19 protein-coding genes are annotated in these 22,012 nt (G+C 61.6%); 5 read left to right on the top strand and 14 right to left on the bottom strand.

All coding sequences use genetic code 11. The features are described 5' to 3' along the window. Positions 1-542: 542 nt before the first annotated feature. Together QZ213_RS07445 and QZ213_RS07440 are read right to left on the bottom strand one after the other, a co-directional pair. Positions 543-893 carry a DNA-directed RNA polymerase subunit N gene (locus QZ213_RS07445; RefSeq protein ID WP_291685425.1) on the bottom strand — a complete coding sequence of 117 codons (351 nt, stop codon included), beginning with the start codon at positions 891-893 and terminating at the stop codon, positions 543-545. 205 nt (positions 894-1,098) lie between these two features. Then, on the bottom strand, positions 1,099-1,980 hold the full coding sequence (locus QZ213_RS07440; RefSeq protein WP_291685424.1) for a hypothetical protein: 882 nt from the start codon (positions 1,978-1,980) through the stop codon (positions 1,099-1,101). Between the two features lie 502 nt (positions 1,981-2,482). Between QZ213_RS07440 and QZ213_RS07435 the strand changes: the two genes are divergently transcribed. Further along, positions 2,483-3,730 carry a divalent metal cation transporter gene (locus tag QZ213_RS07435; RefSeq protein WP_291685426.1) on the top strand — a complete coding sequence of 416 codons (1,248 nt, stop codon included), beginning with the start codon at positions 2,483-2,485 and terminating at the stop codon, positions 3,728-3,730. A 19-nt stretch (positions 3,731-3,749) separates the two neighbouring features. Here QZ213_RS07435 and QZ213_RS07430 read toward each other — a convergent pair whose 3' ends face one another. From QZ213_RS07430 to QZ213_RS07380, 11 genes are all read right to left on the bottom strand, one after another. Next, on the bottom strand, positions 3,750-4,985 hold the full coding sequence (locus QZ213_RS07430) for a patatin-like phospholipase family protein (protein WP_291685423.1): 1,236 nt from the start codon (positions 4,983-4,985) through the stop codon (positions 3,750-3,752). 361 nt (positions 4,986-5,346) lie between these two features. Further along, entirely contained in the window at positions 5,347-7,455 is a 2,109-nt protein-coding gene (locus tag QZ213_RS07425) for an ABC transporter permease (RefSeq protein ID WP_291685422.1), read from the bottom strand. 31 nt (positions 7,456-7,486) lie between these two features. Continuing rightward, on the bottom strand, positions 7,487-8,746 hold the full coding sequence (locus QZ213_RS07420; protein ID WP_291685421.1) for an efflux RND transporter periplasmic adaptor subunit: 1,260 nt from the start codon (positions 8,744-8,746) through the stop codon (positions 7,487-7,489). A gap of 214 nt (positions 8,747-8,960) precedes the next feature. After that, a complete protein-coding gene (locus tag QZ213_RS07415; RefSeq protein WP_291685420.1) occupies positions 8,961-10,859 on the bottom strand; it encodes a potassium transporter Kup in 1,899 nt (632 codons plus the stop codon). A 173-nt stretch (positions 10,860-11,032) separates the two neighbouring features. Continuing rightward, a complete protein-coding gene (locus tag QZ213_RS07410; RefSeq protein WP_291685419.1) occupies positions 11,033-12,379 on the bottom strand; it encodes an MFS transporter in 1,347 nt (448 codons plus the stop codon). Positions 12,380-12,603: 224 nt separating this feature from the next. Further along, positions 12,604-14,160 (bottom strand): tripartite tricarboxylate transporter permease, encoded by a 1,557-nt coding sequence (locus QZ213_RS07405; RefSeq protein ID WP_291685418.1) that lies wholly within the window; start codon positions 14,158-14,160, stop codon positions 12,604-12,606. Next, positions 14,157-14,630, bottom strand: a complete 474-nt coding sequence (locus QZ213_RS07400) for a tripartite tricarboxylate transporter TctB family protein (RefSeq protein WP_291685417.1) — start codon at positions 14,628-14,630, stop codon at positions 14,157-14,159. Before QZ213_RS07400 ends, QZ213_RS07405 begins: the two co-directional genes overlap by 4 nt. 433 nt (positions 14,631-15,063) lie before the next feature. Next, complete coding sequence (locus QZ213_RS07395) at positions 15,064-15,258, bottom strand: hypothetical protein (RefSeq protein WP_291685416.1); 195 nt, start codon at positions 15,256-15,258, stop codon at positions 15,064-15,066. A gap of 867 nt (positions 15,259-16,125) precedes the next feature. Further along, positions 16,126-16,728: an SCO family protein gene (locus QZ213_RS07390; protein WP_291685415.1), complete on the bottom strand. Its 603-nt coding sequence runs from the start codon at positions 16,726-16,728 to the stop codon at positions 16,126-16,128. A 15-nt stretch (positions 16,729-16,743) separates the two neighbouring features. Next, complete coding sequence (locus tag QZ213_RS07385) at positions 16,744-17,850, bottom strand: MBL fold metallo-hydrolase (RefSeq protein WP_291685414.1); 1,107 nt, start codon at positions 17,848-17,850, stop codon at positions 16,744-16,746. A gap of 77 nt (positions 17,851-17,927) precedes the next feature. Then, complete coding sequence (locus QZ213_RS07380; protein WP_291685413.1) at positions 17,928-18,149, bottom strand: hypothetical protein; 222 nt, start codon at positions 18,147-18,149, stop codon at positions 17,928-17,930. A gap of 48 nt (positions 18,150-18,197) precedes the next feature. Between QZ213_RS07380 and QZ213_RS07375 the strand changes: the two genes are divergently transcribed. From QZ213_RS07375 to QZ213_RS07365, 3 genes are all read left to right on the top strand, one after another. Beyond that, entirely contained in the window at positions 18,198-19,412 is a 1,215-nt protein-coding gene (locus QZ213_RS07375) for a mandelate racemase/muconate lactonizing enzyme family protein (protein WP_291685412.1), read from the top strand. Positions 19,413-19,682: 270 nt separating this feature from the next. Continuing rightward, positions 19,683-20,450: a hypothetical protein gene (locus QZ213_RS07370; protein ID WP_291685411.1), complete on the top strand. Its 768-nt coding sequence runs from the start codon at positions 19,683-19,685 to the stop codon at positions 20,448-20,450. A gap of 169 nt (positions 20,451-20,619) precedes the next feature. Then, on the top strand, positions 20,620-20,805 hold the full coding sequence (locus QZ213_RS07365; RefSeq protein WP_291685410.1) for a hypothetical protein: 186 nt from the start codon (positions 20,620-20,622) through the stop codon (positions 20,803-20,805). Positions 20,806-20,807: 2 nt separating this feature from the next. On the opposite strand, the gene QZ213_RS07360 is transcribed toward QZ213_RS07365, so the two are convergent. Next, positions 20,808-21,095, bottom strand: a complete 288-nt coding sequence (locus tag QZ213_RS07360; RefSeq protein ID WP_291685409.1) for a hypothetical protein — start codon at positions 21,093-21,095, stop codon at positions 20,808-20,810. 360 nt (positions 21,096-21,455) lie between these two features. Between QZ213_RS07360 and QZ213_RS07355 the strand changes: the two genes are divergently transcribed. Next, the gene (locus tag QZ213_RS07355; RefSeq protein WP_291685408.1) at positions 21,456-21,818 is read left to right on the top strand and encodes a PRC-barrel domain-containing protein; all 363 of its coding nucleotides are present in this window, start codon (positions 21,456-21,458) and stop codon (positions 21,816-21,818) included. The last annotated feature ends 194 nt before the right edge of the window (positions 21,819-22,012 follow it).

The raw sequence follows: 22,012 nt of genomic DNA, 5'->3' as shown, positions 1-22,012 counted from the left end.
TCCCTCCCACACCGCGATCGCGACCAGGCCGGCCAATGCGAGCGATATCAGATACGCGGTCATGCGGGCCTCGCTTGATCGGAATCAAATATGCGGCATGACCGTATTCATGCGGTCATTTCAGGCGCGAACCCTATCTCTGCAAAAGGAGGCCGCGTCCGGACGGACCTTGTCCGCGCCGCGTGCCGGCGCTTTCACGCGCGCCGGCTAACTTCGCGGCATGATCCGGACCCGAAGGGCCGCGTTAGCGCAAAGTGTGAAGCGGTTTTCCGAAAAGATCATGCCCGACTTATAAGGTTCGGACGGCAGCGCGCTTTGAGGCGCGTCTTGCGACGATGCACTGCTTTGGGGAGATGGTGCGCCCGTGAAATGCGGCCGCCGTCCGATTCAGGAAACTCGATTCAACGATCCCAAAAGAAAAAACCCGCGGCCGGTTTCCCGGCGCGGGCGTTTGTGATTTCTGCGATGATGACGATATGCCGGTGATTTGCCCGACGTGTCAACTTTTTTGGAAACAGCCGCCGACCTCGCCGCCGACACCTCTAATCAAACCCCTGCACCGGCGGCGTGGATTTTCCGACGGTGGCCGCTTCGGCAGGCTTTGCCAGCGGCAGCGGCGTCGCCCTGACGGCAGCTTGCTGCTCGGTGCCGGCGCTGGCTTGCGCCGTCCGCCTGGCGCGGGTGCGCGATGCGGACCGCCCTGCCCCCCAGGAACGCGCGATCGCGGGGCCGGCCGTATATCCGATGAAGGCGCCCGCCACCGCGCCGACCGGTCCCAGCACCACCGCGCCAGACACCGCGCCCAAGGCCGCACTTCCGGCCCGCTCCTGAGCGTGTGCACCGTATGAAATAAATGATCCAGCGACCACGGCCGCAACAAGCAGTCTCTTCATCGCGGTTCCCTTGGATGCGCGCCCCAGGGCAAGGCATCCCAGAAATGCGGCAGCAGGAAGGTCGCTCGACGGCGGCCAGCGTCCCGATTCAAGGCAGCCGATTCAAAAAGCCCGCAGCCGGTCCCCGGCGCGGGCTTTTGCAACTCTTGCGATGATGAGGATATGCCGGTGATTTGCCCGACGTGTCAAATCCGTTCTCCGCAATCTAGTTTCGCACCGCGTAAAGCGGCGTCCGGATCGTCAGTTGGTACGACGGCTTCGGCACCCAGGCGATCTCTGCGGTGACGCCGAACAGGCGATTGTCGTTGTCGTCCATGCGGTCGAGATCGAGCCTCACGACCGGCTGAGTAAAGGGCTGAAACGGCGTCCGGTTCAGAAGCTGCGCGCCGCCGAACGACTGAACGCCGACGCGCCCGGAGACCTTCCAGTTGTTGTCCCACTGATAGTAGCCGCCGACATAGCCGATGATGTTCGGGCTGACCGTCACGAACGGCGTTTCGACGTCGATGTTGGTGTGTTGGACTCCGGCGAGCAGCCCGCGCGTTTCGTCCTCGTTCAGCGCGTAGTTGAATTCGAGGATCGTATTCAGGGAGACCGTGGCGAGCGGCGCGTCCGGCACGGACTTCGTGACCGTCGATTGCAGCGTGATCGTCGGGATCGACCCGCCATTCTGCTGATAGACGTCGGCCTGGAATCCGACCATCCAGGCGCTGACTACAAAATTCGACCAGTCGGTCATGTCGGTGCGCGAGGTGGTGGCGCTGAAGCCGCCGTAGACCGAGACGCGGTCGCTGAGGTCCAACGTCAGGGGAACGTCCACCCCGACGCTCTGGGTTGCCGGCGAGGAGAGCGTCGGCAATGCGGGAAGCGGGCCTGCCGGAAGCGAGCCAAGATTCGACAGCGTCGCCAGCGCCGGGAACCTAGCGGACAGCGAAGCATTGCCGAGGCCGATCGCGAGCGTGTTGGCAGGAGTGGTCGCGTAGGTCGTTCGCAGATCAAGATAGATATTTGGCGGCCAGGCATCCTTGGCCGCGGAGTCGTCGCTGTCGTTCTTGTCCTTGCTCAAGGCAACGGCAGATAGAGACATCGACGCCAGCGCCACGAGCGCGACGCCACATGCGAACTTGTCGCGCCGATGCATCCGTCCCCCTGACAATCCATTTCCTGCCGATTCCAATTCTAACACTTCGGCGGCAAGGCGGTGAGCGAGAAACTGGATGCGGTCGCTCCTGGAGAGCTGGCCAGGCCCGACGGGAGATCGCCAACGCCCCTTCAGGACCCGCGCGCGATGCCTTGACAGGCGACACGGCCGTTGTCGGGATCGAAATCCATCCAAAAAAACGGGGGAGTTGGGCAGGCGCCTGCTGATCCCCTTGCCGAGCCGCTCCCGACGACTTGGCGCAGCCGGCGAGAGCGAAAAATGACCCTCTTCAGCGCGGGTTCCCCTGCCGGAACATTTTCTTGTCGCCAATGTTCTCGGAAGGGCTTACCGATATAGCCGCTCTCGAATCTCGAAGAATTTCATGACCGAAACGATCCGACAAGAAGCTAAGGAGATCCGACCAGAAGCCAAGAAGAAGCCCAAAACCATGGTGCTTCGGTTGCTCGGTCCGGGACTGGTGACCGGCGCCGCCGATGACGACCCGTCGGGTATCGCGACCTACTCTCAGGCCGGCGCGCAGTTCGGCTACGGCCTGCTCTGGACGGTGTTTCTGACCACGCCGTTCATGATCGCGATCCAGCTGGTGAGCGCGCGGATCGGCCGGGTGACCGGCAGGGGCCTGGCCGCCAATGTGATGGAGCTCGCGCCGCGCTGGCTCGTACTGGGGCTAGTGTTTCTGCTGGTCGCGGCGAACACGTTCAATATCGCAGCCGATATCGCGGCGATGGGAGAATCCCTTTCGCTGGTCATCGGCGGCCTCAACCACGAACATGCCCTGATTTTCGCATTCGTATCGATCCTGTTGCAGGTCTTCGTACCCTATCGCCGTTATTCGCCGGTGCTCAAATTCCTGACGCTGACGCTGTTTGCCTATGTCGCAACCGCCCTCACCGTGAACATTCCCTGGAGCACGGCGCTGCTTGCGGCCATCTGGCCCAGACCCGCCATCAATGCGGACTACTTCCTGATGGTGGTGGCGGTGCTGGGGACCACGATCAGCCCCTATCTGTTTTTCTGGCAGGCTTCGCAGGAAGTCGAGGAAATGAACCAGGGCAAGGTGAGCCGTCCGCTGCGGGAGCTGACCCGCGGCGGTCTGACCGAGCTCGATCGCATCAAGGTCGATACCACGATCGGAATGATCTTCTCCAACGCGATCGCATTTTTCATCATCCTGACCACCGCCGCCGTCCTGAATGCCCATGGCGTCACGAACATCAATTCGGCAACGCAGGCCGCCGAAGCGCTGAGGCCGCTGGCGGGCGACTTCACGTTTCTGTTGTTCGCGCTCGGCATTATCGGCACAGGCCTGCTGGCGATCCCGGTGCTGGCCGGCTCCGCGGCCTATGGCGTGGCCGAAGCCTTCGGATGGCACGCCACCCTCGAAGCCAAGGCTCCGGACGCCGTCGGTTTCTATACGATCATCGCAGCCGCGACCGTGATCGGATTCGGTCTTGGCTTCACTGGGATAGACGCCATCCACATGCTGGTCTGGAGCGCCGTGCTCAACGGCATTGTCGCGGTTCCGATCATGGCAATGATGATGGTGATCGTCGGAAACGAAGCGCTGATGGGGCGATTCAAGGCCGGCCGCCGGCTGACAATACTGGGCTGGATCGGTACCGCGCTGATGGCTGTCGCGGTGATCGCCTTTTTCTGCTCCTTCATCATCGGATAGTCGCGGCCGACATCCGCGCTCAGTTCTGCGCGTTGTGGGCCTGCGTCACCAATTCCATTCCGGGCGGCGCCTTGACCCAGGAGTAGTTGTGGCTTGCGAGATCGTAGCCGCGATCAAATAGCGCGACCATGTATTTCTGATCGAACGGCTCGCCGCTGGTCTCCCTGAAGTCGGCTGGAATGCTCGCAAGGTTGAAGTCAATTCCGTCGCGCCTGGTCACGGAGTAGATGCGGTAGAGATCGCCGATTCCCTGGTTCTTGATCAGCGTAGAGATTGAACGCTGCGTAATCGACAGGACGTTCTCGTTGACGGGCTGCCATTCGGGATCGATTTTTCCATTCCGGATCACGAAGAGTCGCGGCTTGCCCGCGGGCCTTGCCGATTTTTGATCGTGGGAAGCAAACGAGAATATCGACGGAGCCATGAAGACCTGCCTGGTGACGCCACCGTCCACATGTAGCTCGTCATAGCTCTGGCCGCCGACCCGGACTCGAATCCGGACCGGCGGGAAGACACCGGGTAGCGTCGCCGACGCCAGCAATATCTTGCGGAACAGGCTTTTCGCGTCGGGATTTTGGCTCATCGCGATACGGCCCATGTCCCACATAACCGGCCTCTGCGTGTCGAGATTGGTGGTGCCGATCAGCAAAATGCGGCCCTTGATCCGCTCTCTGGCGATCTCCTGCATGAAGGCATCGTCGACGTATCTCTCGATCAATCGCGCCAGGGGCGCGTCGTCGACCAGCGCGGATCCTTCGAGCAGGCCCGGTACGTTATAGGTGAAGACGTCCTGCCTTCCGTATTTGGTGAAGATCTCGCGCAACTGACCGTCATATTCCCGTCCGAGGAACGCGAAGGGAGCAATCAGCGCGCCGGAGCTGACACCGGTGACGAGGTCGAACACCGGCCGCGTGCCCGCATCGCCCCAGCCGACCAGCAGGCCTGCGCCAAACGCACCATCCTCGGCACCGCCGGAAATGGCGAGCAGGTTTGAGAGCGGCGATTGTCTTTCAGCTCCCGAAGGCGAGCGCATCTCCGCTCTCGGCGCACCCGCCGTCATGATCGCCTGGATATCCCGGGCCGGTGCGTCGCCCCAAAAGCGGATGTTGTGAAATCCCTCGAGCTCGATCTGGGCGGCGCTGGCCTGCGGCAGGACATTGCGCGGGGCAATCGTTGCGCATCCGGCTGTCAGGATGATCCACGATCCGATCAAGGCAACACGCAGTACCGGAAGCAGCAGACGGAACGCAGACAAGGCCCGCCTGTTCAGCCGACCGCACCCCCATCCTTTCAGATATCGAAAGGACCTGTTCAAAGCGGCGACCGTAGCAACATTTTCGAGATTTCTCGATATTCCCTGCTCCGGGCTATCCCGCGCCCTGAGCGCGTGCACTTCAGTTATGGAGCCGCGGCGGATGAATGTTCGATTTGGGGCATTATGGCGACGGTTTTTTACAAAGCCGGGAAATATCCGGAAACAGTCCGCTCGCCGGGGGCCGCTTTTTCGAACTCAAGGCTGAAGGAAAGGTCGCCGCTCAGCCTCCGCTGCACGATCCTGCAAACCGTTCCGGTCGAGCCCTGCAAGCTGCAATGTTAGCGGCGTCTCTTCGCCGAGGTCATTCGTATCGCAGCGCCTCGATGGGATCGAGGCTGGCAGCCTTTCGCGCGGGGTAGTAGCCGAAGAAGATGCCGACGGCGGCGGAAAACAGAAACCCGCCGGCGACAGCTGTCAACGAGATCGGAGCCGGCCAGCCGGCGAATATCGAGATCATCTCGGAAAACACGACACCTATGATGATTCCGGCTATGCCACCGGTGACACTCAAAATCACGGACTCAGCGAGAAACTGCAACAGAACATGCGTCCTTCGCGCGCCGATCGCCATGCGCAGGCCGATTTCCCTCGTTCGTTCCGTCACCGACACCAGCAAGATGTTCATGATGCCGATGCCACCTACCACAAGCGATATCGAGGCGACCGCAGCAAGCAAGAGCGCCATGATACGGCTGCTGCTCTCGGCCGTCTCCGCGATCTGACTGAGGTTGCGAACCGAGAAATCATTGGTATCGCCCGGCCGGATGCGGTGCCGGCGTTTCAGGATGTCGGATACCTGGCTGACCGCCGGTTGAACCTGGCTGGCGTCGGTTGCCTGCACATAGATCTGGTTCACATATCCCATCAGCCGCTGCTGAAGGTTGTAGGGATTGGGCGGCGAGGGATAGACCCAGTTGAGAGGAACCTGTTGCTGGCTTGGCGCCGCCACGCCAAGAACCTTGCGTTGTGCGGTCGTGAAAGGGGTCATGACGAGATCGTCCTGGTCCGTCCCGTAGGACGTCTGCCCCTTGGATGCGAAGATGCCGATGACCTGCAACGGCACGCTCTTGACCTGGATCATCGCGCCGATCGGGTTCTCGTTGACGCCGAACAGTTGACGGGCAACCGTCTGACCAAGGACCGCGACAAGTGCGGCACTGCTATCGTCTTCCTGCGAAATGCCGCGTCCTGACGCGATCTGCCAATTGGTGATCGGCGGATAGTTGGCGCTGACGCCCTGAATGCTCGTCGTCCAGTTCTGGTTGGCGTACTGCACCTGTCCCGTCTGGCGGATAAGATAGCTGACGCTGCCGATCGCCGGCGCTTCACGGCGGAGCGCCTCGGCGTCTACAACCGTGAGAGTCGATGCGCTGCCCTGCCCGCTGCGCAGTCCGCCCATTGTGGTGGCGCCGGGGACAACCACCAGGAGGTTGGTACCGAGGCTCTCGATCTGCTTGCGCACCGCGTCGTTCGCACCCTGGCCCACGGCGACCATGGCGATCAGCGCGGCAACTCCAATGAAGACACCCAGCATGGTCAGCGCCGATCGCATCTTGTTGCGGGCGAGCGCCTGGAATGCCGCGGCCACGATCATCAGGGCGAACGCCTGCAGGGTGCCGGCACTCCCGGCTTTAGGCGGCGTCCGCGGCTGGTCGGCAAGCGAACCCGCGGCCAACACGCCGCTAGGCGTTCCCGGCTGCGGACGGACGGCTTGCTTTCGTTCGTCCGATATCACTTCGCCGTCCCGCATCGTGATGACCCGGCCGGTATAGGTTGCGATGTCCAGCTCGTGCGTCACGACAATGATCGTAACGCCGCGCTCGCGGTTGAGCGCCTGCAGCGTCACCATGATCTCGTGCGACGTCTTGGTATCGAGATTGCCGGTGGGTTCATCCGCAAGCAGCAGAATTGGATTGTTGATCAAGGCGCGCGCGATGGCGACACGCTGCTGTTGACCACCGGACAACTGCCCGGGCGTATTGCGCTCCCGGTCGGCCAAACCGAGGAGCTTTAGCGCTGCCCGGGCCCGTTCGGTGCGCTCGGCGCCGCTCGAAGCGCCACCCGCGGCATAGAATAGAGGCAGTGCGACATTTTCGATCGCGCTGGTGCGGGCGAGAAGATTGAAGCTTTGAAACACAAAACCCAGCCGCTCGCTGCGGATGCGCGCGAGTTCCGGCTCCGTCAGCCCCGCGACATTGACCCCTTCCAGATAATACTCGCCGCTGGACGGACGATCCAGACAGCCGAGCAGCGACATCAGTGTGGACTTCCCCGACCCGGACGATCCCATGATCGCGATGAATTCGCCGGGCTCGACAGTCAGATTGACGCCGCGCAACGCGTGCACGTCGACATCGCCGACGTGATAGGTCCGCGTCACGTTCACGACTCTGATGATGGGTTCCGGCATTCTCGACCTGCGAACCTGTGTTCGACGCGAATTAAAGACCGAGGCGTGGCGTGACGGTCTTGTTGTTCGCCGCGAGCTTCTCTGCGGTGATAACCCGATCGCCCGGCTTCACATCGCCGCTTGCGATCTCCGTGAAATTGTCGTCGTCCAGCCCGGCCACCACCGGAATGGACGTCGGCTCCCCGTCGCGCAGCACCCAGATTTGCGCCTGGTCGGACCTAACGGCGCCCGCGATCGTCTTGGGGACGTAACGCAGCGCCTGGTTCGGCACCCGGATCACGTCATTGCGCTGATCGACGACGATGCGGCTGGCGGCCGTCATGCCCGGCATCAGCGTCAGGTCCGTATTGCTGACGCTGATCACGATGTCGTAGGTCACGACGTTCTGAACGGTCTGCGGGGATTGACGGACCTGACTTACCGTCCCCTCGAATGTTCGTTTCGCGTATGCGTCCACCGTGAAAGTGGCCTTGTTGCCAAGCTTGATTCCGCCGATATCGCTTTCGCTCACATTCGCGTCGACTTGCATCCTCGCGAGATCGGTGGCGATGAGAAAAAGCGTCGGGGTCTGGAAGCTTGCCGCGACCGTCTGCCCCATGGTCACGTTGCGCGAGACCACGGTGCCGTCGACGGGGGACACGATGTTCGTATAGTCCAGATTGACCTGCGCGGCATCGAGCGACGCCTGACGTTGCTGAACGGTTGCTTCGTCGAACGTGATCTGCGCCACCGCCTGATCGTAGGTGCTCTTGGCGCTGTCATAGGCGTCCTGGGAGACGGCATGGGTCGGCAGCAGGGTGGCCGCGCGGCCGAGGGCGAGCTTCGCGTAAATCAGATTGGCCTTGTCCTTTTCGAGTTGCGCCTTTGCGACCGCCAAATTCGCCTTGTTCTGGTCGACGACGCTTTGATAGGGACGAGGATCAATTCTGGCGCAAACCTGTCCTTTCTTTACGCGGGTGTTGTAGTCGCAATACAGCTCCTGGATAAAACCGGAAACGGCGGCGCCAACAATGATTGTCAGCTCCGGATTGACTGTTCCCGTTGCGGTCACGGTCCGGATCACCGGACCTTTTGCAATCGGCGCAGTGACGTAACGGACGGTGCTGTGTTCGTCCAAAGCCCACCAGGTCGCGGCGGCGGCTGCAACGACGAGCAGCGATAGCAGCCCCCCAATGAGCCAGATCTTTTTGAAGCGGGGTTTGGACTTGATCGGAGGCGTCACCGGGAACGGAACGAGCTTACCCGGCGTCACCGGCTGACCCGCGTCTGGGATACTGCGTTCGTTGATCATCACAAACCCGCCGTCCCTGTCGACCTCGCTAACCGCTCGCGCCCGATGCGGCACAGTTCAAATGGCAGCTCGCTTGTATGTAACTTGCGCCGAGCACCGAAGAATGTCTTGATTTACGTCAAAAGCCTTCCCGCGGCTGCCCGGTGAGATCGCCACATTCGGCGGCCTTTCCAGCCAGTCTGCTGGCTCTGATGCCGGCCGGCCATGAGCGCCGCTAGATCGCAACCTGCCGCCCGATTTCGACGACCTGATCGTTGGGCAGGCTGAAGAAGTCGCTGACGTGGACGGCGTTGCGCTCCATGACGGCGAAGAACCGCTCCTGCCATGCCGGCAGTCCTTTGCCGTCCTCGCGGCCAACCACCGTCTCATGGCCGACGTAGTAGGTTATGTCGTTGAGATCGATTGTGCAGCCCAGCCCTTTGCTGGTGGCGAGTAGTTCCGGGATGTGGGGCCGTTCCATGAAGCCGAACCGCGCCTCCGCGCGCCAGTAGTTCGGCGCGACCTCCTCGATGGACATGCGGTTGCGGGACGAGACCCACGGCACTGACAGAATCTCCACGCGCAGCACGAACAGATGCTCGTGAAGTGCGCGGTTATGCTTGACGTGCCATACCATCACCGGCGGCGTGTCCCGCTCGGTCCGGGTCAGGAATACCGCCGTGCCGGGGACACGCGGAATATTTCTTGCGGCAATGTCAGCCATGAATCCCGCAACCGGGATCAGCGCTTCGTGCATCCGCACGGAGACCGCGGCGGCGCCACGATGCCAGACCCACATCACGCCATAGACGGCGACAGCCAGGACAAGCGGGACGTATCCGCCTTCCGCGATCTTGGTAAGATTGGCAAGAAAGAAGGCGCTGTCGACGACAAGGAAACAGGCTGCGACCGTGCCGGCGGCCAGCATGCTCCAGCCCCAGATCTCGCGCATCGCAATGAAAAGCAGCGCCGACGTCATCAGCATGGTCAGCGAAACGGCGATGCCATAAGCAGCCGCCAGATTGTCGGATTTGCCAAACCCGATCGTCAGTCCGACGGTCACGATCATCAGCAGCCAGTTGACGACGCCGACATAGATCTGCCCGTAGCCTTCCGACGAGGTCTGCTTGATCGCAAGCCTCGGCAGCCAGCCAAGCTGGATCGCCTGCCGTGTCATCGAGAAGGCGCCTGTGATGATGGACTGGCTGGCAATGATCGTAGCTATCGTCGCCAGCACGATCAGCGGCAGCAGGAGAACGCCGGGACAGAGACGATAGAAAATATTGCCGTCGGTTGGCGCGCCCTCCAGCACCAGCGCAGCCTGTCCCGCATAGTTCAGGATCAGGCTGGGAAATACCAGCGCGAACCAGGCGAGTTTGATCGGTCCCCTGCCGAAATGGCCCATATCGGCGTAAAGCGCCTCGGCGCCGGTGACGCAGAGAAATACCGCGCCGAGCACCAGAAAACCGGTGGCCCCGTTGGAAAACAAGTAAGACAGACCATAAACCGGGTTGAGCGCAGCGAACACGGACGGATGCTGCACGATGCCAAAGACCCCCATCGCGGCGATCGCGAAGAACCAGATCAGCATGACCGGGCCGAACAGGTGGCCGATCGCCGCCGTGCCCTGTGACTGGATGGCAAACAGCGCGAGCAGGATCGCTACCGCGGCGGGAACGACATAGGGCTGCAGCGCGGGGGTCGCCATGTTGAGGCCCTCAAGCGCCGACAGCACCGAGATCGCTGGCGTAATCGCGCCGTCGCCATAGATCAGCGCCGCCCCGAACAGGCCGACCGCGACGATGGTCGGCCGCTGCTGCCTCTTTACGCCCAGCAACGCCATCAATGCCAGGATGCCACCCTCCCCGTCATTGTCGACGCGCATGGCGAAGGAGACGTATTTGACCGACGTGATGATGAAGAGCGTCCACAGCACCAGCGACAGCGCGCCCAGCACGGCGCCGGCGCTTGGAGCGGCTTGCGTGGTGCCGAGAATGGTCTTGAAGGTGTAGAGCGGGCTGGTCCCGATATCGCCGAATACGATGCCGAGCGCCGACAGCGCCAGAACCGGCAGCTTGCCCTGCGGAGGTTTCCGCGCCGTTTCGACGGCAACCGATGTCGAAGTCTCGCTCAATTTTTCGCTTGTCCGATGCGGTCGTTTGCTTGTCAGCCGCCGGGCGGAAGGCCGCGGGTTCTCATGATGACATCGCGGCCAGATGAACCGGGCCGAGCGCAAAAGCCAATCCGCTTACCGTACAAATAATCGGGTACGGTGACAACCAAACGACCGGCGAGGCGATCGCATGGCTATTTCACCGCATCGCTTTCGGATTCCGGGGCGCCAAACGCGAAGTCCGGCGCTTGCCCGTCGGCCGTGGCTATCAGACGCTTCGGCACCAGCAGCAGGCTCGGGAAGATCAGCGCATAGACGATCGTGATCGCGATGACGCAGACCGTGAAGCCGCCGTACCGATCGTAAAGGTATGTCCCGAGAACATCGCCAAATCGCGAAACGACGAAATAAAGGCTCCAAGACATCATGAGCGTGGTCCCCTGCATGCCCCGCGGGCAGGACCGGATAATCAGGTCCAGGTAAGCGCCGGTGGCAAGACCGCCCATCAGGCCGATCGGTACGGCCGCGATCAAAGCCTCGGTCATCGTATCGATGAAGAGCAGCGGAACCATCTGCGGAACGGCGAGCACCGTTCCCCACACCAGCAGCGTCTTCAGAGGAAATTTTCGGCAGAGCAGCCCGTAGACGATATAGGTCGGGATGAAGGAGGCGGCGAAGATGGCGTTCCACCCGCCCCACTGGGCATCGGTGGCGTGCAGGCTGTTCTGGAGGTGATACTGCAACGGCGTGGTCGAACCCGGCGCGAAATTCCACAACAGCCAGATCAGCATCGCCGGATAGATCGGCCAGTGCCGCACCAGCCGCTTCATGTCCTCGATCGGATGACGGCCGGTTCCGTGGTCAACGCGGATATTGTCGAACACCTCGGCCGGTTTCCATAGCGCGTAAAGGGCGATCAAGGTCATGATCGCGGCGCCGACCAGGAACAGGATGCGGAGCGCCTGATCGGGGTCCTTCTCCTCCAGCAGACCGCTGAGCTTGCCGCCAATCAAGAGCGCTCCGACGGTGGGGATCGACAGGAAGACGTTCCACACCGCGCTGACCTGGCCGGTCATCGCGTGTTGCTGGCCGATCACCGACGTCAGCCCGTTCTGGGCGCTGGAGACGAAAAGGAACGAAGCCGTCAGCAGAACGATGGCGGCGAGTAGCGTCGCATAGGTCATCGGCGTGAATGCGCACAAGACATAGAGCAAGGCGGTGATGCCCCCAAACGACAGCATGAATCCGCGATCTCTCATCCCGAGGGGATTCCACATATCGCGGATGAATCCGAACACGAAGGAGAGATAGAGCGGGATCGCGGCAACAAGCCGGAAAGTGGCGACCTCGTGCGCGGTCAGATGCAGCCTGTTCTTGAGAAAGAAGCTGATGGGAATATCGATCAGGCCTCCCGACGGGCCGCCGAAGGCCAGCAAGATAATCAGAATGCCGAGATAGAGAAAAATGCCGTGCCGCTCCGATGGCGACAAGTCGACGGGAGCGGCTGCCGCTGCAGTGGCTGTGGAACGGTCAATCGTCATCGCAGGCGATCTGTCCTTCGAGAACGGCAACGGTGAAGCCCACTCTCAAGGAGACGGCTGAACGGGGGACTAAATCACGAGCAGCATCGCAATTACGGCGCTGGCGATCAATGCCGAATGGCGGATCTCCGGCCGGGTGAGCCCGATGTCGTAGTGCGCCACATGTGCCAGCAGAAGCATGATCCTGCCCTGTCGAGGCGGTTGACGATCCTGCAACGCCGCACCTACGCCAGTTCCGAATAGGACGTTTGCGGCACCTGCGCCTCGATCGCCTGTTCCTCGGCAATGATCTTTGGCTTGCGCAGCCAGACATAGATCTGGGCCACGATCAGCACGGCGCAGATAAAGAGGAAAAACGCGCTGATCGGGCGCTCGATGAACGTCATCAGGTCGCCGCGCGAGATCAACAGGCTCCGCCGGAAGTTCTCCTCGAAGCGCGGCCCCAGCACGAAGCCAAGCAGGATCGGCGCGGGATGAAAATCGAGCCGCAGCAGGATGTAGCCGATCACGCCGATGAACAGGGTTTCGCCGACCTGGAACATGTCGTTGTTGGCGGCATAGACCCCGATGCAGACGAAGAACATCGCGCTCGGATAAAGGTAGCGATAGGGAATGCTCAGGAGCTTCACCCACAGGCCGATCATCGGCACGTTGAGGATGACCAGGAGGATATTGCCGATCCAGAAGCTCGCGATCAGGCCCCAGAAGATATCCGCATGCTGGGTGATCAGCTGCGGACCGGGAACGATGCCGTGAATGATCAGCGCGCCCAACAGCAGCGCCATCACGGTATCGCCGGGAATGCCGAGGCTCATGGTCGGGATGAAATCGCCCTGCACCGAGGAATGCGTTGAAGCCTCCGGGCACGCCACGCCCTCGATCGCGCCGTGGCCGAAGCGCTCCGGCGTCTTCGATATCTTCTTCTCGGTGGCGTATGACACGAACGAGGCGATGGTCGGCCCGGTGCCCGGGATCAACGCGCAGAGGCTGCCGAGAAGGGTGCCGCGGATCATCGGCCAGAAGGATTTCTTGAGATCCGCCTTCGACGGAAACATGTCGGAGATGCCGACCTTGGCGTATCTCAAGTCGACGGTTTCGGTATTGTTGATGCTGTTCATGAACTCGGCGATGCCGAACATGCCCAGCGCCAGCGCGATGATCTCGACGCCGTCGAACAGCTCGGTGATGCCGAAGGTGAAACGGGGCTGTCCGGTCTCGATGTCGGACCCGACGATGCCGACCAAGAGGCCGAGCACCGTCATCGCGATGCCCTTGAGCGGCGACCCCTTCGCCAGGGTCGAGCCCGCGAGCAGTCCCACCAGCATCAGCGAACAAACTTCGGCGGGGCCGAATTCCAGCGCCACCTTGACCAGGAACGGCGCCAGGAAAATCATCTCGGTGATGCCGAAGGACGCGCCGACGAAGGCGGCAATGATGGTGATGCCGAGCGCGGTGCCGCCCTTGCCCTGCTTGGTCAGCGGAAACCCGTCGAGACAGGTCACGGCGTGCGGCGGATGGCATGGCAGATTCAACAGAATCGAGCAGATCGCTCCGCCGTACTGGGCGCCGTAGTAGACGCCCGACAGCATCAGGATCGCCGGCACCGGCTGCATCCCGAAGGTCAGCGGCAGCAGGATCGAAATGGTCGCGACCGGACCCATTCCCGGCAGCACGCCGACCAGGTTGCCGACCAGCACGCCGAGAAAGCAATACATCAGATTGTGCGGCTCGAGCGCTACGCCAAAGCCGTACCAGAGATCGGTAATCGCCGTTGAGATCACAGGTTGAACCCCCGCAGCAGGGGGAACGGAATGCTCAGGAGATAATGGAACAGCACGACCCCAAAAACGGTGACGCCGGCCGCCAGGATCGCCGAGGATTTATAGGTCGCCGTGTTGTCGCCGAGCGCGCAAACGAAGACACAGGCGAACACCGCCGGGATCATGCCGCCATACTGCCCCAAGATGATGAACAGGACAGGGCCGCCGATAATGCAGAGCCAGCCGAACCATTGCGGATTATTCGGCAAGAACCTGGTGTCGTCGGGCTCGGAAGATCCCAGCGCGGTACCCGCGATCAAAAGGCCGAGAAACGCGAGCACGACACCCAGCACGACCGGCATGAAACCGGGACCCATTCTGGCTAGGCTGCCGAACTTGTAGCCTGTGCCGGTCATTGCGGCTCCGACACCGAGCAGCAGCATTAGCCCCCCGGCGTAATAGTCGCGTTTCAGCGTAAATTTCCCCCGCAAAGGAGTTCTCCCCTTATCGTCTTTGGGGCGGACCCTACCCGGCGAGGCGTGGCCTGTCGATACGGTCCCGATACTGTCCTGGGGGCTCCCCGACGGTCGTCCGCGAACGAAAACAATGCTCGCGCGTTGAGGTTCATGCCCAAAAAGCCGTCACCTCCCGAGAGCACCGAGCCGATGCGAATGCAGCCTTTGGCGCATGCCCCGACGGCAGCCACGCAGATGCTGCCGTTGATGCCCGGCGCCAAGGCGGAAGGGAAAGGCAAAACGCGGCCACCGGCCGGCGCGCCGGCGGAACAGAAAAAGCCGCCCACCCGGGCCGAGGCCGTTCGCGCAGCGCGGGCCCGGATCACGCGCCGAAAGTCGCTAAGAAAACAGCGGGACGCCCAGAAGGGCTAGCGGCGCGGCTTCCACGGCCTGCACATCGCGATGCCGCTCAGCTGTCACGTGCGCGATCGAGGTTCTGCAGATAGGCGAGTCCGTGAACGGTCAAGCGATGTGGATTATGCTCCCCTTCAAGGAAGACCTTCCAGAGATGCTGCGACAGACGGTCGCGCGCCCCCTTTTGTTCCGGGCGGTTCGCGATCGTGCTGTAGATCGCCAGCGCCCGGTCGACCGGTAGCGTATTCATGACTAGCCTCGGATGACGTGCAGCTCGATTTTGCGATGCAGTGCTGCGACCGCATTCGCCGAGATAAGGTCGGCGGGCTGTTGCCGTTCCGAAAAAAACGCTACGGCGCTGCAGCAATTTTGGGCACGCGCTCAGCCGCAGGCTGCAAGCACTCACTCAGGCATCCAGGCATTGAGGGCTGATGTGATTAGGTTTCCCGATCGTCGGAACCCAGCCGATCCGGCAGGCCGGCGACTACCGATGGCACTAAGACCGTCATCGGGCGCATTCGCCCGAGCCGCGCGCAAATTCAAGTCTTTATATTCGTGCAGGCTATTCGCTGGCCAGCGCTGCGGGGGCACGGGGCGTCATTACCCCGCCTGAGATCTGCGACGCGATCAGGAACGCCGCAACCACGGCCGGCACAGTTATCAATCTCAAGAATTGATCTACCGAAAGCATCGCCCACGTCCCCCAAATGTCCGGCTGCAAATGGCTGGTTTCAATCCGGCCTTTGCGCAGTCTGCTGATCGCTGGTCAGATTCTGGTCAGTGTAAGCCGCCCCGGAAATCGTGAGCAGCGTCGAGAATCGAAATTACGGCCAGCGTCTTCATGGCGCGATGGTTGGTGTCGAATGTGGCCAAAAACGTCAGAGCGTGGCGCCTTTTTTCGTTAATCCGGCGAAACAATCAAGGCCACCGCCCGCGAGGCAAAGAGCCAGGTGTCGGTCTGCCTCAACCGCCATCTTCGCCTTCGGCTATTTTCCTTCCAAAAGCTTAACGCCGGATTAATTTTGCGGCCCGTAAGACTACGGTCCCGCAGGAGAGGAAGCGGCAAATAGGTGGCGGGCGCGCGGGACTCCCGTCGGCCAAAGCCGCCGAGCCACCGTCAGTTCGCGAGATATTTGCGCAAGACCTCAGTCAGTTTGCCAGGATCGGTCTGCGGCGGCATGAAGCCCAGATACTCGCCGTTGCGGCCCATCAGGTAGATGACGCCGGTGTGGTCGATTGAATAGTCCCCGCCTCCTTCGCCCGGCACTTTCGCATAAAACGTCTTATAGGAATTGGCGACCTTGCGAATCTCATCCGGCGTGCCCGTAAGGCCCACAAGACTACGATGGAACGATGCGACGTAGTCCGCCAGTCCTTTGGCGTCCCGCTCCGGATCGATCGTGATGAAGATCGGCTGGATACCGTCGGCGGCCGGCCCCAGTGCATCGAGCGCTTGCGTGATGGCCATCAGATCGGCCGGGCAAACGTCGGGGCAATAGGTATAGCCGAAATACACGATCATCAGCTTGCCGCGGAATTCGGTGTCGCTGCGTTGCTTGCCGGTCGGGTCGATCAGCGTGAAGGGACCACCGACCGAGCCGCGGCCGTACATGAGATCGTCCATCATCTGCGCGGCCGATGGTTGTTCGGCGGCACCGGCCGAACTGCAACCCAACAAGGACGCGACCACAAAAAGCACGTAGGCCCCTGGACCGGCCATGAGCTATATCCGCAATCAAATACCGAACGTGATACGGCTACCGGTCGTCGTCGTCAGAACCTTGCCCGGCATCTGCCGCTGCGCTTCCTGGGTGAAATTCAGGCCGCTGCAATGCATCGGAATCAGCACGTCCGGGTTCAGCTTGCCGATCTCGCTGACGACCTGGGTCAGGTAATCCGCCGGCGCCGGCCCGAGGTGAAAACCGCCCATGATGGCATGGACCTTTTCAACGCCTGACACTTCCATCGCCTGGCGCACGGAATTCACGATGCCGACATGGCCGCAGGAGCTGATGACGATGAGGCCCTTGTCCTTCAGATTGAAGCAGGTCGCGTGCTCATGGATGTGTTCGTCGGGCACGATCTTGCCCTCCATTTCCGCCGGCAGATAATGGCTCCAATTGCACCCGGCGCCGTCCTTTAGCTTGAACTCCACCATCGAGTTCGGAAGTACCTTCTCGATGCTGTTGCGCTTGATCTTGCCGGTCGTGAACGCCTGCCCGCCGATCACCACCGGTGACTCACACAACACGATCTTGACATTCTGCTTCGCGATATCGCGGCGGTCGAGCATTCCGTAGTCGCTCAGTTCGCCCTGTCCGACGCGGGCGTACCGTTGGCAGAAATTATCTTCGCCGCCCGCATACATGGTGAGGTCGGCAGGCAACTCCTTGCGGTGCTTGTCCAGAAATCCCAGCAAACCACCCCAATGGTCGAAATGGCCGTGGCTCATGATGAGCGTATCGATCTTCGCTGGATCGACCTTCAGCAAATCCATATTGCCATTGATAGTCTCGGGGGTCCAACCGAAGTCCAGCAGGAAGGTGCGCTTCTCGTCGCCGCGTTGCGGCTCCAGCAGCAATGAGAGCCCCCATTCGCTGTGCAGCGGACGCGTCGTATCCGCGGAACGGCCGGGCTCCGTCTTCACCCCGCCCGCTGCCTGCGGCTTGAAGAAGATATCGCTTGCGCTGTCGACCAGCACGCGGACGCTCAGCTTGTCGATCGTCGGCACCTCGATCGGGTCAGCCTTGGCCATCTCGACGCAGGAAAATCCGCCAGCCGCAGCGGCCAGCGCGAAACTGGCGGACATTTTCAAAGCGTCGCGTCGATTGAAATCAGGCATGGCGTCCTCGCGGAGGTTCGGGCCAAATCGGCTGGGCATTCGCAATGAGGGAAATACAGGGCCGATTGACCGCGATGTCAATCCAAATGGTCCCGAGCCATTATGAATTCCCGCAGCCTCATTCGATCGGCTTGGCGCTGGCCAGCGGCGGCGCCGGCGCCGCCAGCCCTGGTGCCGCCGATGATTTTGAACGCGCCCGTTGTTGCTGGCGTCGATACCATGCGCCAGCAAATGCCGCAGGCGGCGGAATAGTCGCGCCCGTTCATCTCTCCAGCCATGAATCTACTGGCGGCAGGCACGCCAGTCCTCTTAGACTGAGGTAAAGAAGCAAGAAAAGGAACGACGCCATGTCGAGGAACTCGAGGATACGAAGCGTCGAACTGCTCGCCTGCGACGCCGGCTGGAGAAACTACCACTTCGTCAAGATCACCACGGAAGACGGCATCGTCGGCTGGAGCGAATTCGATGAAGGTTTTGGCTCGCCCGGCGTCGGCGCCGCGATCCAGCGTCTCGCGGCGCGGGTGGTCGGGCAGAACGCTTGTCAGCACGAGCGCATTTACGCCGAGCTTTTTTCCGCAACCCGCCCCGCCGCCGGCGGCGTCGTGGCCCAGGCGCTTGGCGCGATCGAAAACGCGCTGCTCGACGCCAAGGCAAAACTGCTCGGGGTGCCCGCTTACGAACTGCTCGGCGGCAAGATCCGCGATCGCATTCGGGTCTACTGGTCGCACTGCGCCACCTGGCGCATCAACCATCCCGCCTGGTACAAGCCTGCTATCACCGACCTCGACGGCGTCAAGGCGATCGGCCGCGAAGTGCGGGAAAAGAGATTTACCGCGCTGAAGACCAACATCTTCAGCTACGACGCAGGCAAGCCAACGGGATGGCGGCCCGGCTTCGGCGCACCGTTCCAGCCCGAGATCAATGTCGACCGCAAGGTATTGCGCGACCTGCGCATGCATCTGGAGGCCATCCGCGACGGCGCGGGACCGGACGTCGATATCCTGCTCGACCTCAATTTCAACGCCAAGACCGAAGGCTATCTGAAAATCCTGCGCGCCATCGCCGATCTCGACATGTTCTGGATCGAAATCGACAGCTTCAATCCGGAAGCGCTCGGTTATATCCGACGTCAAAGCCCGCATCCGATCTCGTCCTGCGAAACGCTCCTGGGCCTGCGCGAATTCCTGCCCTATTTCCGCGAGCAGGCGATGGATGTCGCGATCATCGACACGCCCTGGAACGGCGTCTGGCAATCGATGAAGATCGCGGCAAGCGCCGAGGCCCACGAGGTCAACGTCGCGCCGCATAATTTCTACGGCCACCTCTGCACCATGATGAACGCCCATTTCTGCGCGGCGGTACCGAATTTGCGGATCATGGAAACCGATATCGACCGGCTGGCCTGGGACCACGAACTGTTCACGCATCTTCCGGAGTACGTGGACGGCCATCTGATTATGCCGGACCGGCCCGGCTGGGGCACCGAGCCGAACGAGGAAGGCCTGCGCGCGCATCCACCGAAGAGCGTCGGCGGACTGCTGAATTATGGCCAGAAAGCCTGATCGATACGGCACGCTTACGCGGCGCACGGCAATCGCAAGCCTCGCGGCCGCCGCTTGCGGCTCCGCCATGGCCGCGCAGAACGACGCCTTTCGTTTGTGGTCAACGCTGGTCGAGCAATTCGGCTAGCGCTCGTGCGGGCAAGGCAATCGCAATTCCGTGTTACCGCGGCCAGCCGCCCGCGTCTTCGCCGCAAATCGAACATTGCGGCGCGGCAGAACCAAACCGGCGAGTGGGAGTTGTCGTGCCATCGAGCGAGACGCGAAAGAAACATGCCCGAATCCTTCAACAAGGTGCCCGAGGTCACGCTCGCCTTCTGGATCATCAAAATCGCAGCGACGACACTGGGCGAGACCGGCGGCGATACCGTCACCATGACACTCAACTGGGGCTATCTTGCCGGTACTGCGCTGTTCCTAGCGGCATTGGTACTGCTGGTCGGCCTGCAAACCGCCGCGAAGAAATTTCATCCGTTTCTCTACTGGGCGACCATCATCGCTTCCACCACCTTTGGCACGACCATGGCGGATTTCGCCGACCGGTCGTTAGGCATCGGCTACACCGGCGGCTCCTCGCTGCTGCTGGTATTGCTCCTGACCACGCTCGGCCTCTGGTACTGGTCGTCCGGCTCGATCTCGGTCGATACCGTCCGCGTGCCGAAGGTCGAGATGTTTTACTGGGCGGCCATCACCTTCTCGCAAACCCTGGGCACCGCGCTCGGCGACTGGATGGCCGATTCCACCGGCCTCGGGTACGAAGGCGGCGCGCTGGTCTTCGGCGCCGCGTTGGCGCTCGTTGCGGCCGGCTATTACTGGACCGGCATCTCGCGGGTCACGCTGTTCTGGGCGGCCTTCATTTTGACCAGGCCGCTGGGCGCGACCGTCGGCGATTTCCTGGACAAGCCCGTCAGTGATGGCGGTCTTGCCCTGAGCCGACCGCTGGCCACGGCGATTCTGGCGATCTTTATCCTGGGCTGCCTTCTCGTTCTGCCGCAGCGCGCCGGCTCGCATTCGGCCCGGGCGGAAGCGGCGCGTGAATAGCGCAACTCAATTTTTACTATAATTGTCTGAAAATTACGCGGTCTCCCTCAACCGAAGTCTAATAACTTAGCCTTAAACTGGAACAATCGAAGAGTACGTTCGACAGCGGGGCATTGCATCGCGACCAAATGTCCCGCCTGCACCTTGATCCCGATGCGGAGGGCGTCCGATGTATTTTGCGGCTGTGGTTCTATTAATCTTGTCAGCGGTGCTTTATGCCGCCGGCCAACATCAGATCGGCAGCTACAGTGCGGATGTGTGCCGATATGGCGGCATGTTCTGCGATAATCCGGTCTACGTTCTGACCGGTGCCGGTCTCGCTGCGGTATGGGGAAAGTTTGTCAGCATCCGCTGAGATTAGGGCATGACCGGATTGTTCGGTTGGGTCTTGGGTCCGGGAGAAGCGGGTTCAATCGCCGCCTTTGGCGCGGTCGGCGTCACCGACGCGCCGGCGGCGCGGGCCGCCTCGCCGGTCGTCTTGTAAGTAGCGACATCGGCGGTCTGGACGTGAGGGTGGCTCCATGGTCCGTGATCCACGATCAGCATGGCCAGCACACCGAACACGGCAACCGCTATCGCGCCCATGAGAGGGCTGCGCCGGCCCCACTTCGAGCGGCTTTCATTCTTCGCGCGATCTTCCTGCATCGGCCATACCTGACTTGTTTGCTCCGGGAATCCAATCGCCGGCAGCGGCGAAGGTTCCCCGTCAGGCGGCGTGTTCCCTGCCTTACTGGCGCTTCATCCACATCCCGATCGCGACCTTCGCAATCAGTCCGAGGATCACGAACGCCCCGAAGCAAAAAAGTGCGGTGACAAGCGGACTCATCGCATTGTTTCCTCGGAATCAATCAGCCGGGCCTTCTACTCGGCCCGGCATCGTGCTCCCGGTTCGAAGGAACTGGCAAGCCCTCACAGTCACCGAATGCAAGGCTTCAAGGACTTTGTTCGCCGGAACAATTTCTTATTCCGCCTGTTGCCCGTTTCTTCAACCAAGGAGACGCAACAATGGCTACGGAAGCGAGAGAAACGGGTTCCCTGATTGGCAGCGACAAGGTGGAAGGCACCGCCGTCTATGGCGCCAACGACACCAAGATCGGATCGATCGAGCGCGTCATGATCGACAAGAAGAGCGGCAGGGTTTCCTACGCCGTCCTGAGCTTCGGCGGCTTTCTCGGCATCGGCGACGACCATTATCCGCTGCCCTGGCAATCGCTGAAATACGATACCAATCTCGGCGGCTACCGCACCGGCATTACCGAAACCCAGCTCGAGGGCGCGCCGAAATACGGCAACGACAATGCCTGGAACTGGAACGACCCCGCCCGCGCCCGCGCCGTGAACGATTATTACGGCGTCGCGATTCCGTAGATCCCACCAGGGCATTCGCAACACATGCAATCGAAAGGCCCGCCTGACGGCGGGCCTTTCGCGCGGGGCCGAACCGCTGACGCGGACGATCATGCGATGGTGATCGGCGACTGAACCTCAACCTCGGCTCACTCGGCGTCGTCGGTCGCCTCTTTCCCCGGAACCGCCGGCGCATCCGCCCAGGCCGCCACGCA

The sequence above is a fragment of the Bradyrhizobium sp. genome, assembly GCF_017881085.1.
Classification (GTDB): domain Bacteria; phylum Pseudomonadota; class Alphaproteobacteria; order Rhizobiales; family Xanthobacteraceae; genus Bradyrhizobium.
Note: the sequence above shows the minus strand (reverse complement) of the source record. Positions and strands in the feature narration are given on the sequence as shown.